Source organism: Streptacidiphilus sp. PAMC 29251 (assembly GCF_054208735.2).
This window is the reverse complement of record NZ_CM135725.2, coordinates 6,654,250-6,668,575: the sequence shown is the minus strand read 5'-3', so window position 1 is coordinate 6,668,575 and position 14,326 is coordinate 6,654,250. Positions and strand designations below refer to the sequence as shown.

The 14,326-nt window shown below is 72.9% G+C and carries 16 protein-coding genes and 1 pseudogene; 5 read left to right on the top strand and 12 right to left on the bottom strand.

The annotated features are described in order from the left end of the window. Nucleotides 1-21: 21 nt before the first annotated feature. From ACXKR8_RS31890 to sigE, 5 genes are all read right to left on the bottom strand, one after another. Nucleotides 22-633 (bottom strand): hypothetical protein, encoded by a 612-nt coding sequence (locus ACXKR8_RS31890; protein ID WP_458268029.1) that lies wholly within the window; start codon nucleotides 631-633, stop codon nucleotides 22-24. 80 nt (nucleotides 634-713) lie between these two features. After that, nucleotides 714-1,172 carry a sec-independent translocase gene (locus tag ACXKR8_RS31885; protein ID WP_458268028.1) on the bottom strand — a complete coding sequence of 153 codons (459 nt, stop codon included), beginning with the start codon at nucleotides 1,170-1,172 and terminating at the stop codon, nucleotides 714-716. Nucleotides 1,173-1,273: 101 nt separating this feature from the next. Further along, complete coding sequence (locus ACXKR8_RS31880; protein WP_458268027.1) at nucleotides 1,274-2,539, bottom strand: S1C family serine protease; 1,266 nt, start codon at nucleotides 2,537-2,539, stop codon at nucleotides 1,274-1,276. A gap of 87 nt (nucleotides 2,540-2,626) precedes the next feature. Continuing rightward, complete coding sequence (locus tag ACXKR8_RS31875) at nucleotides 2,627-3,679, bottom strand: anti-sigma factor family protein (RefSeq protein ID WP_458268026.1); 1,053 nt, start codon at nucleotides 3,677-3,679, stop codon at nucleotides 2,627-2,629. After that, on the bottom strand, nucleotides 3,676-4,383 hold the full coding sequence (gene sigE, locus ACXKR8_RS31870; RefSeq protein WP_458268025.1) for an RNA polymerase sigma factor SigE: 708 nt from the start codon (nucleotides 4,381-4,383) through the stop codon (nucleotides 3,676-3,678). Before sigE ends, ACXKR8_RS31875 begins: the two co-directional genes overlap by 4 nt. A 328-nt stretch (nucleotides 4,384-4,711) precedes the next feature. On the opposite strand from sigE, the gene ACXKR8_RS31865 reads away from it, so the two are divergent. After that, on the top strand, nucleotides 4,712-5,335 hold the full coding sequence (locus ACXKR8_RS31865; protein ID WP_458275128.1) for an O-methyltransferase: 624 nt from the start codon (nucleotides 4,712-4,714) through the stop codon (nucleotides 5,333-5,335). 124 nt (nucleotides 5,336-5,459) lie between these two features. Here ACXKR8_RS31865 and ACXKR8_RS31860 read toward each other — a convergent pair whose 3' ends face one another. Next, on the bottom strand, nucleotides 5,460-5,627 hold the full coding sequence (locus tag ACXKR8_RS31860; RefSeq protein WP_107101321.1) for a DUF3117 domain-containing protein: 168 nt from the start codon (nucleotides 5,625-5,627) through the stop codon (nucleotides 5,460-5,462). 331 nt (nucleotides 5,628-5,958) lie between these two features. Between ACXKR8_RS31860 and ACXKR8_RS31855 the strand changes: the two genes are divergently transcribed. Continuing rightward, complete coding sequence (locus ACXKR8_RS31855) at nucleotides 5,959-6,759, top strand: enoyl-CoA hydratase-related protein (protein ID WP_458268024.1); 801 nt, start codon at nucleotides 5,959-5,961, stop codon at nucleotides 6,757-6,759. A 23-nt stretch (nucleotides 6,760-6,782) separates the two neighbouring features. Here ACXKR8_RS31855 and ACXKR8_RS31850 read toward each other — a convergent pair whose 3' ends face one another. Together ACXKR8_RS31850 and ACXKR8_RS31845 are read right to left on the bottom strand one after the other, a co-directional pair. Continuing rightward, nucleotides 6,783-7,367: a DNA-3-methyladenine glycosylase I gene (locus ACXKR8_RS31850; protein ID WP_458268023.1), complete on the bottom strand. Its 585-nt coding sequence runs from the start codon at nucleotides 7,365-7,367 to the stop codon at nucleotides 6,783-6,785. Further along, on the bottom strand, nucleotides 7,364-7,801 hold the full coding sequence (locus tag ACXKR8_RS31845) for a DivIVA domain-containing protein (protein WP_458268022.1): 438 nt from the start codon (nucleotides 7,799-7,801) through the stop codon (nucleotides 7,364-7,366). The genes ACXKR8_RS31850 and ACXKR8_RS31845 overlap by 4 nt, the downstream gene beginning before the upstream one ends. A 94-nt stretch (nucleotides 7,802-7,895) precedes the next feature. Between ACXKR8_RS31845 and folP the strand changes: the two are divergent. Continuing rightward, nucleotides 7,896-8,758: pseudogene (gene folP, locus ACXKR8_RS31840) on the top strand (dihydropteroate synthase). A 24-nt stretch (nucleotides 8,759-8,782) separates the two neighbouring features. Here folP and ACXKR8_RS31835 read toward each other — a convergent pair. Then, nucleotides 8,783-9,574, bottom strand: coding sequence for an LOG family protein (locus tag ACXKR8_RS31835; protein WP_458268020.1), 792 nt, complete (start codon nucleotides 9,572-9,574; stop codon nucleotides 8,783-8,785). Between the two features lie 43 nt (nucleotides 9,575-9,617). Next, the gene (gene dapE / locus ACXKR8_RS31830; RefSeq protein ID WP_458268019.1) at nucleotides 9,618-10,718 is read right to left on the bottom strand and encodes a succinyl-diaminopimelate desuccinylase; all 1,101 of its coding nucleotides are present in this window, start codon (nucleotides 10,716-10,718) and stop codon (nucleotides 9,618-9,620) included. Nucleotides 10,719-10,816: 98 nt separating this feature from the next. Between dapE and ACXKR8_RS31825 the strand changes: the two genes are divergently transcribed. Together ACXKR8_RS31825 and ACXKR8_RS31820 are read left to right on the top strand one after the other, a co-directional pair. Further along, nucleotides 10,817-11,812, top strand: coding sequence for a hypothetical protein (locus tag ACXKR8_RS31825; RefSeq protein ID WP_458268018.1), 996 nt, complete (start codon nucleotides 10,817-10,819; stop codon nucleotides 11,810-11,812). Between the two features lie 279 nt (nucleotides 11,813-12,091). Beyond that, complete coding sequence (locus tag ACXKR8_RS31820; RefSeq protein ID WP_458268017.1) at nucleotides 12,092-12,817, top strand: hypothetical protein; 726 nt, start codon at nucleotides 12,092-12,094, stop codon at nucleotides 12,815-12,817. A 77-nt stretch (nucleotides 12,818-12,894) separates the two neighbouring features. Here the strand turns inward: ACXKR8_RS31820 and dapC are convergent, their stop codons facing one another. Beyond that, nucleotides 12,895-13,992: a succinyldiaminopimelate transaminase gene (dapC, locus tag ACXKR8_RS31815; protein ID WP_458268016.1), complete on the bottom strand. Its 1,098-nt coding sequence runs from the start codon at nucleotides 13,990-13,992 to the stop codon at nucleotides 12,895-12,897. Continuing rightward, complete coding sequence (gene fdxA / locus ACXKR8_RS31810; protein WP_370147204.1) at nucleotides 13,989-14,309, bottom strand: ferredoxin; 321 nt, start codon at nucleotides 14,307-14,309, stop codon at nucleotides 13,989-13,991. Before fdxA ends, dapC begins: the two co-directional genes overlap by 4 nt. Nucleotides 14,310-14,326 lie beyond the last annotated feature (17 nt).

Sequence of the window (14,326 nt, the reverse complement as noted above, 5' to 3'; positions counted from 1 at the left end):
CCCCCACCTACCTGCAGCTGACTACTCCGCGTACACAGCCAGGTCCGTCACTGTCGTGAAGCCCAAGGCGTAGGCGCTGACGCCGCGGCCGTAGGCGCCCAGGTGCACCCCGGGGGCGTCTCCCGCGAGGACCCAGCCGTATTCGGACTCGCGGTAGCGGAACGGCTGCGGGGTGCCGTTCACCGGGAGGGTCAGTGAGGACCAGCCGGGCCCCTGCAGGTCGTCGGCGAGGTCCCAGGCCAGCGCGGACTGCTGGTCCATCCAGTTCTGCCGTATGTCCCGCGCCAGCGGCGACTGCTCGGTCGCGGCCAGCAGCCCCGCGCCGGCCAGCCACGCCGCTGAGGCCACCGACGTGGCGTCCAGGGTTCCGGTGCCGTCGCCGAGCCGGCGTCCCGGCCGCCGGGCCACGGTGACCACCACGGCGTAGCGGCGGGTCTCCGGCTCCTGCTTGCCGTAGCTGCGGACCGGCTCGTCGCCGTGGCCGATGGAGCCGTAGTCCACCGCGCCGTCCGGGGAGGTGCCGGCGGGGGCCAGCCAGCGGCGCCCGGTCCAGCCCTCGTCCAGGCTGTACCAGGGGAAGTCCGCGCGCAGATACGCCTCGATGTTGGGTTCGGTGCGGCTCGTGGTGTCCATCTCGGCCTCCTGTTCTGTCGGATCAGAACAATAGCGGGGGCCGCCCCGAGCCACCCGACGCAACGTCAGGTGGCGCGGGGTCAGGTCGCGTCGAGGTCGTACGGGGGCCGCTCGTCCGGGGCGAGAGCAGTGCTCTTGCTCAGTGAGGGCCCGGCCGTGTCGGCCGCGCCGCTGTCGCCGTCGACGGCGACCTTGGCCAGCGGGTCGGCGCGGACGGCCCGGACCGCGGCCGTGGCGTCCGCCGCGTCCTTGGTGAAGCCGTTCCGCAGCTCCTTGAGGTCGCTGAGGCCGAAGTCCTCGCCGTGGGTGGCCATCTGCTTGCGGACGAAGGTCTTCGGGTTGAGGTCCTCGAACTCGAAGTCCTTGAACTCGGGTCCCAGCTCCTTGCGGATGTCCTCCTTGGCCGTCTCGGAGAACGCCCGCACCTTGCGGATGAAGCCCATCACCTCGGAGACCAGCTTGGGCAGCTTGTCGGGGCCAAAGATGATCACGGCGAGGACGACCAGCGCCACCAGCTTGAATGGACTTATGTCGAACACCGTGCGGCTCCCCTGGGAGGTGAAGTCTCCCGCTCGTGGACAGAGCGGTGTACCTGGCCCCAGCCTAGTCGGCCCGGCGACCCAATCGAATGGTCACGGGGCTACGCGCTGTCGGCGGGCGCGGGTCCCTGGGCTGAACGGAGTACGGCCGGGAGCTGGAGGCCGGTGCCGCCGCGCCGGACGGTGAGGACCACCGTACTGCCGGGATTGCGTCCGCGGACCAGCGAGACCAGGTCGTCCCCGCTGGTCACCGGGGTGCCGTCGACCGCGGTGACCACGTCGCGGGCCCTCAGCCCGGTGCGGCCGGCCGGGCGGGCCGAGGTGACCCTGGCGCCGCCCTGGTAGCGCAGGTCCACCGTCGCGCCGGTGGTGGCGCGGGCCGCGCGGCCGCTGTTGATCAGCTGCTCGGCGACCAGCACCGCCCGGTCCACGGGTATCGCGAAGCCCAGGCCGATGCTGCCGCTGTCCTCCTCCGCGCCGAAGGGGTCCTCGCTGTCGGGGTCGGCGGAACGGATCACGGTGTTGACGCCGACCACGGCCCCGGTCGCGTCCAGCAGCGGGCCGCCGGAGTTGCCGGGGTTGATCGGGGCGTCGGTCTGCAGCGCGTCGAGGTGGGCCAGGCCGGCGCCCGGGCCGGCGCTGCCGGAGGTGAGCGGGCGGTCCTTGGCGCTGAGGATGCCCGAGGTGACCGTGCCGACCAGGCCGAACGGGGCGCCGATGGCCACCACCGGGTCGCCGACCTCCAGGTGCGCGGCGCTGCCCAGGGCCAGCGGGCGCAGCCCCCGGACGCCCTTGACCTGGATCACCGCCAGGTCCGCGTCGACGTCCCGGCCGACCAGCTCGGCCGGGTGGTTCTGGCCGGTGCTGAAGGTGACGGTGACCTGGCCCGGCTTCCCCTCCGGGGCCACCACATGGTTGTTGGTGAGGATGTGCCCGGCCCCGTCCAGCACGATGCCGGTCCCGGTGGTGACCGCCCCGGCCGTGCGGACGCTCAGGTAGACCACGCCGGGCAGGACGGTCTTCACCAGGTCCGCGGTGGTGCCGGGCGGGCGGGCGACATTGACGTCGGTGACCGGCTGCAGGGTGATCCGGCCGCCCTGGCGGGTGCCCTGCACCACCGCGCCGACCCCGCCGCCGAGCAGACCGGCGCAGAGCACCGCGAGGACGGCCAGCACCGCGATCCGCAGGTGCTGCCGCAGGCGGCCGAAGCGCCGCCGAGCGGGCCCGGGCGGGGCCAGTGGCACGATCCGGCCGACCGACGGGGCGCAGCCCTGCGGCAGCCGGAACCCGGGACCCCGGCCGGTGGGCCCGTCCGGATGGCTCCACCAGCAGGGCGGACCGGCACTGCCGTCGCCTTCTTCACCCATCTGCCGCACCGCCCTCCAGTTGGAGGGCACGATTCAACCAGGTTCGGGTGAACGGCGGGGCAACCTCCGCAGGGCAACCTCGGCGGGCTACCTCAGGGCGGACAGGCCCGGGTGGTAGCCGGTGGTGGGCAGGGAGGTCGCCGACGCCGCGGCCGGGGCGAGCGCCCCGTTGCCGAACTGGGTGCCGTACGGCGCGTTCTCGGCGGGGGCGTTGACCGGGGCGTTGACCGGGACGCCGAAGGCGAGCTGGCCGGTGCCGCGGCCGTAGTCGCCGCCGACGGTGCTGCCGGGGGTCTCCGCGGCCGGGGTGACGCTGCCGTAGGGCTCGTCCACCGTCGGCTCGGCGGCGGTGACGCCGGTGATGGCGCTGCCGAGGGCCACCGCGGCGACCGAGAAGGCCCCGGCGGCCGCGAAGGCGAAGCGTCGGCCGCGGGCCGCCGAGGGGCGGCTCTGCGGCGGGCGGGGCGCGGAGCCGCGCTCCTGGTCCGCGAAGGCGTCCGCACGGGCGCTGACCGGGCCCGAGGCCGCGGAGGAGCCCGAGGGGGCGAAGCCGGAGCGCAGCCGGGCCGCGATCGGACGTGCCTCACCGAGGAACGGCAGGCCGCGCTCGGCCCGCGGGTCGACCCCGGGGAGCGGGTGTTCCGCGCCCAGCGCGCCGCTGCCGAACCGGCCGTTGCCGAGGCCGTGCGAGCCCCAGCCGCCGGAGCCGCCGTCCATGCTGCCGAAACCGCCACCGAAAGCGCCGCCGGAGCCGCCGAACACGCTGCCGCCGAAACCGCGGCGGGACTGCGGCCCGGGGGCGGAGCCGCCCGGGGGCTGCTCGTCCTGGTCGCCGGCGATGGACATCAGCTTGGAGAGGAACAGGGCGCTGGGATCGGGCGGCAGGGCGGCCGAGACCCGGCTCTTGACCCGGCGCTCGTCCTCGGCGCGGGCGAGACATCCGTCACAGGTCGCCAGGTGCGACTGGACCCGCTCGCGGGCGTCGTGGTCCAGCTCGCCGTCCACGAAGGCGGCCAACCGGTCGCCCAGGTGGTTCTCCGCGGCCGGGGGCGCGGTGCTGAGCGCGGTGCGGTCCACCCGTAGTTCGACCACCTCGACCGCGATGTCCTGCGGTCTGGCGCGGCGGGGCTGCTCACTCACAGCGACCGCCTCCGTTCCGCGAGCTCGTCGCGGGGTTCGGCACCCACCTGTCCCGCCCCGGTCAGCGCGGCCTCGGCCGGCTCGGCGCTGGCGCCGGCCCGGCGCTCGCGGCCCTCGGCCGCACCCGGCGCGCGGTGCTGCAGGGCGTTGCGCAGGTGCGCGCGGCCCCGGTGGATCCGGCTGCGGACGGTGCCGAGCTTGACGCCCAGGGTCGCGGCGATCTCCTCGTAGGAGAGGCCCTCGATGTCGCAGAGCACCACGGCGGCCCGGAATTCGGGCGCAAGGGTGTCCAGCGCCTGCTGGACGTCCGCGTCGAAGTGGGTGTCGTGGAAGTGCTGCGCGGGCGAGGGCTCGCGGCTGGGCAGGCGCTCGGCGGCGTCCTCGGCCAGCGCGTCGAAGCGGATCCGCTGCTTGCGGCGGACCATGTCCAGGAACAGGTTGGTGGTGATCCGGTGCAGCCAGCCCTCGAAAGTGCCGGGCGTGTACGTGGACAGGGATCGGAACACCCGGACGAAGACCTCCTGGGTGAGGTCCTCGGCGTCGTGCTGGTTACCGGTCAACCGGTAGGCGAGTCGGTACACCCGGGCGCTGTGCGTCTGGACGATCTCCTCCCAGCTGGGCGGGGTCCAGGCAGGAACCGCGCCCCCCTCGTCGAAGGAGGCGGTCTGCGTGCTCTGCGCGTGCTCGGGCTTCGACTCACTCATCACGGGCTTTGGCATCAGGGCCGACGCATGGCCGCGAACGTGCCGCGAACCGGCGCCCCCCTCAGCCACACCTCCTCGTTCGGCTCTTCTGCCAAGCAGGGCTACCACCATATCCGCCTCACCCGTTAGTACCGGATAAAAGCCAATCACCATACGACTTCACCTGCGGCGATTCGCCGGGTCGGAGCAACGCGGTCGGCGCCCGTCGCTATGACCCACCTCTCCAACGGGCCGCGCCCCGCTCGGGTTCCTCCAAGACCCACTAACCTGTGGCCAGCACCGTCGACCCAACGATCTCGCACGAGAGTCCGCACGAGAGGGAGCACCCATCACCGGCTACGGGCAGTCGGACGCCGGCCTCGCCGACGCCTACGCGGTGGAGGACGAGGTGCTGCTGCATGCCCGCAGGCAGTCGGAACTCGCCACGGTCCGCCCGGTCTCCCCCGCCAGCGGCGCGGCGCTGACCGTGCTCACCGCCGCGCTGGGCGCGCGCGCCATCGCCGAGATCGGCACCGGCGCCGGGGTGTCCGGGATCTGCCTGCTGCGCGGGATGCGCCCGGACGGCGTGCTCACCACCGTCGACATCCAGCCCGGGCTGCAGCGCCAGGCCAGGGAGGTCTTCGCCGACGCGGGCTTCGCCACCGGCCGGGCCCGCTGCATCCCCGGCGCGGCCCTGGACGTGCTGCCGCGGCTCGCCGACGGCCAGTACGACCTGGTGTTCTGCGACGGCGACCCGGCCGAGACCCCGGAGTACCTCGCTGAATCGTTGCGCCTGCTCCGACCAGGGGGAATGGTCTGCTTCGAGGGGGCGGTCAGCGCGCTGGACGCGGCCGCGTTCGAGGCGCAGAGCCAGGCCGCGCGGGAGCTGGTGCGCACCGTCCGGGAGCACCCCGGGCTGTTCAGCGCGCTGCTGCCGATCGGCGACGGGCTGCTCTGCGCGGTCAAGCACTGAAGCCGTCAGGGACCGAAGCGGCTGAAGCGGCCGCGGGCGCGACTGTGGCCCTGGTACCGGCCCTCTGATTCAGGGGTCCGAGGCCAGGGCCACAGTCTTCACACTCTTCGCGACAAGGAGGTCGTCAGCCGCAGGCCTTCTTCAGCGCCTCGCCCAGCGCGTCGGCTTCGTCGGGGGTCAGTTCGACCACCAGCCGTCCGCCGCCTTCGAGCGGTACTCGCATGACGATGCCCCGCCCCTCCTTGGTCACCTCGAGCGGGCCGTCGCCCGTCCGCGGCTTCATGGCCGCCATGCTCGTTCCCCTTCCTGCAACCTGCACACCGACGCACCCACGGCCCGTCCACCGCAGGTATCGAACGCATTGATCGGAGTCCAGTATCCCGCATCGGAGGGCCTGATGACCAACATCACTGCTCTCTCCTGCCCCGATGGCCTCTGCGACACGCTTCCGACACAGCTCCGATCGCAAATCAGTTCCCGTACGCCCACCGGCCCGCCCACCGTTGGCAGCTCCCCTGGACAGGGCGGGGAAGCGGGCTGACAGTGGTCCACGTCACATCGGCGATGCGCCTGTCGATCCGTCATGCTGGCATGGGACTACTGACAAGTAATAGGAGATCCGCATGGCCGACACCGTGCTCTACGAGCTCGACGAGGGGCTCGCGACCGTCACCATCAACCGGCCGGAGGCGATGAACGCCCTCGACACACCGACCAAGGTGGCCCTGCGCGACGCGATGACCACGGCCAAGGAGGACCCGGCGGTCCGGGCCGTACTGCTCACCGGGGCCGGCGAGCGGGCCTTCTGCGTCGGCCAGGACCTCAAGGAGCACCTGGGCAAGCTGGTGGAGGCGAGGAACGGCGGCGAGGCCCCGCTGTCGACGGTCAGGGACCACTACAACCCGCTGGTCACCGCCATCGCCACGATGCCCAAGCCGGTGGTGGCCGCGATCAACGGCGTGGCCGCGGGCGCGGGCGCAGGCCTGGCCTGGGCCTGCGACTTCCGGATCCTGGCCGACCACGGCGGGTTCAACACCTCCTTCGCCGGGGTCGCGCTGACCGCCGACTCCGGGGCGTCCTGGACCCTGCCGCGGCTGGTCGGCCCGGCCAAGGCCGCCGAGCTGCTGATGTTCCCGCAGACCGTGCCGGCCGCCGAGGCGCTGGCGCTGGGCCTGGCCCACCGAGTGGTCCCGGCCGCCGAGCTGGCCGCGACCGCGCTGGCCTTCGCCAGGACCCTGGCGGCCGGACCGACCGTCGCCTACGGCGCGATCAAGGAGTCGCTCGCCTACGGCGCGTCGCACTCGCTGCTGGAGACCCTGGAGCAGGAGGACGTGCTGCAGACCCGGGCCGGGGCCGCGGAGGACCACTGGATCGCGGTGCAGGCCTTCCTCGCCAAGCAGAAGCCGGTCTACCTCGGACGCTGACGCTTCGCCAGCAACCGTGCCTGCTACCGGGCGTGACAGTCCGCCAGATGGTCGTTGACCAGGCCGCAGGCCTGCATCAGCGCATAGGCGGTGGTCGGACCGACAAAACGGAAGCCGCGGCGCTTGAGCTCCTTGGCGAGCGCCGTGGACTCCGGAGTGACCGCCGGGACGTCGCCCAGGACCCGCGGGGCCTTTCCCGGCTTCGCCGGGGCGAAGGACCAGACCAGCGCGTCCAGGGTGGTGTCCGGCAGGGCCAGCAGCGCCCGGGCGTTGGCGATGGTGGCGAGCACCTTGGCCCGGTTCCGGATGATGCCGGGGTCGGCCATCAGCCGCTCCACGTCGGCGTCCCCGTACTCGGCCACCACCGCCGAGGCGAAGCCGGCGAAGGCCTTACGGAAGGTCTCCCGGCGGCGCAGGATGGTGATCCAGGAAAGCCCGGACTGGAACGCCTCCAGGCAGACCCGCTCGTAGAGGGCCTGGTCGCCGTGGACCGGCCGCCCCCACTCGGTGTCGTGGTAGTCGACGTAGTCGGGCGTGGAGAGCCCCCAGGGGCAGCGCAGCAGCCCGTCCGGGCCGGCCACGGCGGCGCCGGGCACGGCAGCGGTCACTGGCCGTCCTCGCGGTCGGCGGACGCCGGGTCCAGGCCGGGCAGCGCGTCCTGCGGCGGCTGCGGGCCGCCCAGGGTGGCGAAGCGCATCCGCAGCGCCTCGAACTCGGCGGTGCCCGGCTCACCGTTCGCCGGGCTGCCGGCCGCGAGCGCGGCGCTCAGGGCCGCCTCCAGCTCGGCGACCCGCACGTCGCGGTGGGTCAGCTCGGCGCCGAGGCGGTCCAGCACGTCGTCCACCGCGTCCATCCGGTAGCCGCGCAGGGCCATCGGGAAGCGCAGCGAGTCGACGTCGGAACGGCCCGCCGGGCGGTCCAGCGGCAGACGGGCGGCCAGGCGGTCGCGCTCCACGTCCGGCAGCGACCCGCCGCTGCCGAGGGCGACCAGTGCTGCGGCGCCGACCACCAGCACCATGACGACGACGATCAACCAGAACACAAGCCCACGACTCCCGGCTCCCGGTGGGGGATCATGGATGGGCCCCCACAGCAGTGAATGCTGCTCATCATGGCGTACGGACCTTGGAGGACGCATGGCTCTCGCGCTCGGATCGCGGATTTTCGGGGAGGACGAGCCGGTGATCATGGCCATCGTCAACCGCACCCCCGACTCCTTCTTCGACCAGGGGCGACCTTCACCGACGACGCGGCCTTCGCCGCGGCCGACCGGGCGGTGGCCGAGGGCGCGGCGATCCTGGACATCGGCGGGGTCAAGGCGGGCCCCGGCGAGGAGGTCAGCACCGAGGAGGAGCTGCGCCGGATCGTCCCCTTCGTGGCCGAGCTGCGGAAGCGCCACCCGGACACCGTGATCAGCGTGGACACCTGGCGGCACGAGGTCGGCGAGGCGGTCTGCGAGGTCGGCGCCGACCTGCTGAACGACGCCTGGGGCGGGGTGGACCCGGAGCTGGCGGTGGTGGCCGGGCGCTACGGCGTCGGCATCGTCTGCACCCACGCCGGCGGCGCGGAGCCGCGGACCCGTCCGCACCGGGTCGCCTACCAGGACGTGATGGCGGACATCCTGGAGCGGACGCTGGCCCTGGCCGAGCGGGCGGTGGCGCTGGGCGTGCCCAGGGAGGCGGTGCTGATCGACCCCGGGCACGACTTCGGCAAGAACACCCGGCACTCGCTGGAGGCCACCCGGCGGCTGCCGGAGATGACCGCGACCGGCTGGCCGGTACTGGTGTCGCTGTCCAACAAGGACTTCGTCGGCGAGACCCTGGACAAGCCGGTCGGCGAGCGGCTGCTCGGCACCCTGGCCACCACCGCCGTCTCGGCCTGGCTCGGTGCGCAGGTCTACCGGGTGCACCAGGTGGCCGAGACCAGGCAGGTGCTGGACATGGTCGCCTCGATCCGCGGCAGCAGGCCGCCGGCGGTGGCCCGGCGCGGGCTGGCGTAGGGGTCAGCTCACTCCGGGTCCCGGTTACTCCGGGTTGTGGGCCGGGTTCTGGACGCCGTTGCGGCGGGCGGCGTCGTCCAGGATCTTCATGGCCTCGTCCACCGAGTCGGTGAGCTGGATCAGCTCCAGGTCGGCGGGGGACGCCTTGCCCTCGGCGATCACCGTCCGCTTCACCCAGTCGATCAGGCCGGACCAGTACTCGACCCCGAACAGCACCACCGGGAAGCGGGTGACCTTGTGGGTCTGCACCAGCGTCAGCGCCTCGAACAGCTCGTCCAGGGTGCCGAAGCCGCCCGGGAGCACGATGAAGCCCTGGCTGTACTTCACGAACATGGTCTTCCGCACGAAGAAGTAGCGGAAGTTCAGGCCCAGGTCCACGTACTGGTTCAGGCCCTGCTCGAAGGGGAGCTCGATGCCGAGGCCGACGGAGGTGCCGCCGGCCTCGTGCGCGCCCTTGTTCGCCGACTCCATCGCGCCGGGGCCGCCGCCGGTGATCACCGCGTAGCCGGCCTGGACCAGGGCCCGGCCGATCCTGACCCCGGCCTCATACTCGGGCGAGCCCACCGGGGTCCGGGCCGAGCCGAACACACTGATGGCAGGACCGAGTTCGGCGAGGGTGCCGAAGCCCTCGACGAACTCGGACTGGATCCGCATCACCCGCCAGGGATCGGTGTGCAGCCAGTCCGAGTTCTGTGCCGAGTCCAGCAGCCGCTGGTCGGTGGTGCTGCTGTCGACCTGCTCGCCGCGGAGCAGCACGGGGCCGCGCCGCTTCTCCGCAGACTTCTTCGCGCCCGTTGACCGCTCGTCGTTCGTCATACCTACGCAGACTACGACGCGCACCGGGTCCTGGGTGGGATCTTTAATCCTGCAGCCAGGCGCGGATCCGCTTCTCGCACTCGGTGACCGCGGAGAGCGAGCAGTGCTCCTCCCTGGTGTGGGCCAGATTCGGGTCGCCGGGGCCGTAGTTGACGGCCGGGACGCCCAGCGCGGAGAAGCGGGCGACGTCGGTCCAGCCGAACTTGGCCTGCGGCGTGGCCGCGGTGGCGGCCACGAAGGCGGCGGCGGCCGGGTGGGACAGGCCGGGCAGCGCGCCGGGCGCGGAGTCGGTGACGGCGACCTCGTACCCCTCGAAGACCTCGCGGATGTGCGCCTCGGCCCGGGTCTCGTCCAGGTCCGGCGCGAAGCGGAAGTTGACCGTGACGGCGCAGGCGTCGGGGATGACGTTGCCGGCCACCCCGCCCTCGATCCGCACCGCGTTCAGGCCCTCGTGGTACTCGAGGCCGTCGATCTCGACCAGCCGCGGCCGGTAGTCGGCGAGCCGCTGCAGGATCGGCGCGGCCTTGTGGATGGCGTTGTCGCCGAGCCAGCTCCTGGCCGAGTGGGCCCGGTGGCCGCCGGTGCTGACGGTGGCCCGCATGGTGCCCTGGCAGCCGCCCTCGACCTGGGCGTTGCTCGGCTCCATCAGCACCGCGAAGTCCGCGGCCAGCCAGTCGGGGTGGTTGCGGGCGAGGCGCAGCAGACCGTTCCGCGGGGCCTCGATCTCCTCGCAGTCGTAGAAGACGAAGGTGAGGTCACGGTTGGGGTCGAGGACGGTCGCGGCGATCCGGAGCTGGACCGCGACGCCGGCCTTCATGTCGGAGGTGCCGCAGCCGTAGAGCAGGTCGCCCTCCACCCGGGACGGGAGGTTGTCGGCGATCGGCACGGTGTCCAGGTGTCCGGCGAGGACGATCCGCTCGGCCCGGCCCAGGTTGGTCCTGGCGACGACGGCGTCGCCGTCCCGGTCCACGGTGAGGTGCGGCAGGGCGCGCAGAGCGGCTTCGACGGCGTCGGCGAGTACTCTCTCGTCCGCGCTGACGGACGGGATGTCGACCAGCTGGGCGGTGAGTTCACCGCCGGAGCGGGTGAGATCGAGCACGGGCACGGCAGCAGCGGCGGCCTCGGCGGCCGGGGAACGGGTCATGAGCAGCCAGCCTACGGCGTGGGTGCGGGGAACGGGGCTGACCAAGGAGTCGTCCGAGTCTGTAGGGTGCATCGAACACCGCAAGGAGGAGCAAACGGGTGAGCCTGAAGTCGATCATGGACTCCGCGGAGAGCGCTCCGGTGCGCCGCCGGCGGCGTTGGCTCGGGTGCCTTCCCTTCCTCCTGGTGGTCGGACTGCTCGTCACCGGAGGCCTCTACCTCAACCGGCACCGGGACCTGCTGCCCGCGCCGGCGCTCTCCGAAGGCTGCGAAGTGGACACCGCCAACGGCATCGTCGACCTCAGCGTCGAGCAGATGGGCAACGCCGGGACCATCAGCGCCGTGGCCGTCTCCCGCAACCTGCCCGAGCGGGCGGTGGCGATCTCGCTGGCCACCGCCATGCAGGAGTCCCGGCTGGTGAACCTGCCGGCCGGCGACCGGGACTCGATCGGCCTGTTCCAGCAGCGCCCCTCGCAGGGCTGGGGCACCCCGGCCCAGATCGGCGACCCGGTCTACGCGACCGACAAGTTCCTGGACAAGCTGGTGAAGATCCCCGGCTACGCCCAACTCCCGCTGACCGTCGCCGCCCAGGACGTCCAGCACAGCGGCTACCCGGACGCCTACGCCCAGCACGAGGACGACGCGACCACCCTGGCGGCCACCCTGACCGGGCGGCTGCCGGCCACCCTGAACTGCACCGTGAACGGCGTCGGCACCGCGGCGGCGGGGGCGGTCGGCGCGGACGGCCTGCAGCCGGGCGCGACGGCCGTGGCGAACGCACTGACCAAGGACTTCGGCCGGACGGTGCAGCCGGTGGCGGCCGCGGTCCCGCCGACCGGCGCCGGCTCCACCTCCACCTCCAGCTCCGCCTCGAACTCCACCTCCCACTCCGCCGCCGCGCAGCCGGGGCTGAGCCTGAGTGTCACGACCCAGCACGGCTGGGCGGTGGCGCAGTGGGCCGTGGCGCACTGCCAGCAGCTGCACATCTCCTCGGTGTCCTACGCCGGCAAGAGCTGGCACAGCGGCCGGGACTCGGCCAAGGGGTGGCAGACGGCCGCGCCGAGCAGCTCGGTCCAGATCACCGTGGCGGGTTAACACCGGTGTGGCGGGTTGACGCGGGGGCTCGCCGGACGGCCTAACGCCCGGCTGATTTGCGAAGAACGCGTGTGGGCCTTTCACGCCTTGGAATACAGCGCAGAAACCTTCTCCCGGTGCGCTGACAGGCAATCAAAATGTCAGCATTTGCACCGAAAAAGATAATGCGATGTTTAGGAACTCTTTGCCTGGACCGGCCGCAACCTTCTTGCTGCTCAGGCGGTAATCACCACGTCCGCCCGGCGGGCAGGTCCTGACCCCATCTCCACGAGGAGCACCATGTCTCTCCCCCTCTCGCGCCGGATCGCCCAGGCCGCGCTCGTCGTCGCCGCAGGTGCGGTCCCCGCCATGATGACCGGCGTGGCCTCCGCGGCGCCCGCGCTGCCTGCCGTCCCCGACCTGGGCGGGGTCAGCCAGCTGGACGCCGGCGCCCTCGGCGGCGACCTCCAGGGCGCCACGCACCAGACCGGCCAGCTGGCCGGCAGCAGCGCCGGCAAGGCGGTGGGCACCGCCGTGCCCGCCGCGGCCGACGCCACCGGCCAGACCGCCGCCAAGGCCCTTCCCGAGGCCAACCGGATGCTCGGCAGCACCACCGGCCAGCTGGCCGAGGTGGCCGGCTCCACCGCCGGGAGCACCAGCGGCCTGGCCGGCGCCGCCTCCCCGGCGACCCGGTCGATCCCGACCACCAGGGGCGGCCTGCCCGCCGCCGACTCCGCCACCAGCACGGTGCAGTCCGTGGCCCCCGCCGCCGCACCGACCGGCGCGCTCTCCTCGCTGCCGCTGAACTCGCTGCCGCTGAACGACGCGCAGTCCACCCTGAGCAGCGTCACCGGGGCGGCCGCCCCGGCCGCCGCTCCTGCCGCCGCCCCGGCCGCGGCGCCCGCGGCCGCCGTTCCGGCCGACTCGCCCGCGCAGCGGCTCGGCGGGCTGCCCGGCCTGGGCGACACCTCCAGCCTGGGCAATGTCACCCAGATGCTGCCGCTCGGCGGCCTGCCGGTCGGCTGAGCACCCGTCCCGCGGACATGAGCAGGGCCCGGAAGCTGTCGGCTTCCGGGCCCTGCTCATGTGTACCGTCGTGCGGTTCAGCCGCCCAGCCGCTGGACCGCCGCGCGGATCCGCTCGTCGGTGGCGGTGAGGGCGACCCGGACGAAGTGCGCCCCGGCCGCGCCGTAGAACTCGCCCGGCGCGACCAGCACGCCGTGCTTGGCCAGGTCGGCGACGGTGTCCCAGCAGGGCTCGTCCCGGGTGGCCCAGAGGTAGAGGCTGGCCTCGGAGTGCTCGATCCGGAAGCCGTACGCCTCCAGCGCGCCGCGCAGCGCGGTCCGCCGGGCGGCGTAGCGAGAGCGCTGCTCTGCGACGTGAGCGGTGTCCGCGAGCGCGGCCACCGTCGCCGCCTGCACCGGAGCGGGGACCATCAGGCCGCTGTGCTTCCTGATCTCCAGCAGCTCGCCCAGCACCGCCGGGTCGCCGACCAGGAAGGCCGCCCGGTAGCCGGCCAGGTTGGAGCGCTTGGAGAGCGAGTGCACCGCGACCAGGCCGTCGTACACCCCGTCGCAGACGTCCGGGTGCAGCACCGAGACCGGCTCCGCGTCCCAGCCCAGCTCCAGATAGCACTCGTCGCTGACCAGCAGCACCCCGTGCTCCCTGGCCCAGGCCACGGTGCGGCGCAGTTCGGCGACGGTCAGCACCCGGCCGGTGGGGTTGGACGGGGAGTTCAGCCAGAGCAGCTTCAGCCCGGCCGGGTCGAGATCCCACGGGTCGTCATAGACCACGTAGTCCGCCCGGGCCAGCCGCGCGCCGACCTCATAGGTCGGATAGGCCAGCCGGGGGTAGGCCACCCGGTCGCCCGGGCCGAGGCCCAGCTGCGTCGGCAGCGAGGCGACCAGTTCCTTGGAGCCGACCAGCGGCAGCACATGGCGGTGGGTCAGACCGCCCGCGCCCAGCCGCCGCTCGGACCAGCCGACCAGGGCGTCCCGCAGCGCGGGCGTCCCCCAGACGGTCGGATAGCCGGGGCTGTCCGCGGCCGCCGCGAGGGCGGCCCGGACCAGCTCCGGCACCGGGTCGACCGGCGTGCCGACCGACAGGTCGACGATGCCGTCCGGGTGACCGGCCGCGGTGGCCTTGTACGGCTCCAACCGGTCCCAGGGGAACACCGGCAACAGCTGCGACACAGAACTCACTGGTTCTGCGGCGGGAGGGCCGCGATGAACGGGTGGTCCTTGTCGATCAGGCCGAGCTTGGAGGCACCACCGGGCGAACCGAGGTCGTCGAAGAAGTCGACATTCGCCTTGTAGTAGTCCTTCCACTCGTCGGGGGTGTCGTCCTCGTAGAAGATCGCCTCGACCGGGCAGACGGGCTCACAGGCTCCGCAGTCCACGCACTCGTCGGGGTGGATGTACAAGGACCGCTTGCCCTCGTAGATGCAGTCGACGGGGCATTCTTCGATACATGCCTTGTCCTTGACGTCGACACAAGGCTGCGCGATGACGTAGGTCACGCTGACGTTCCTCCTCG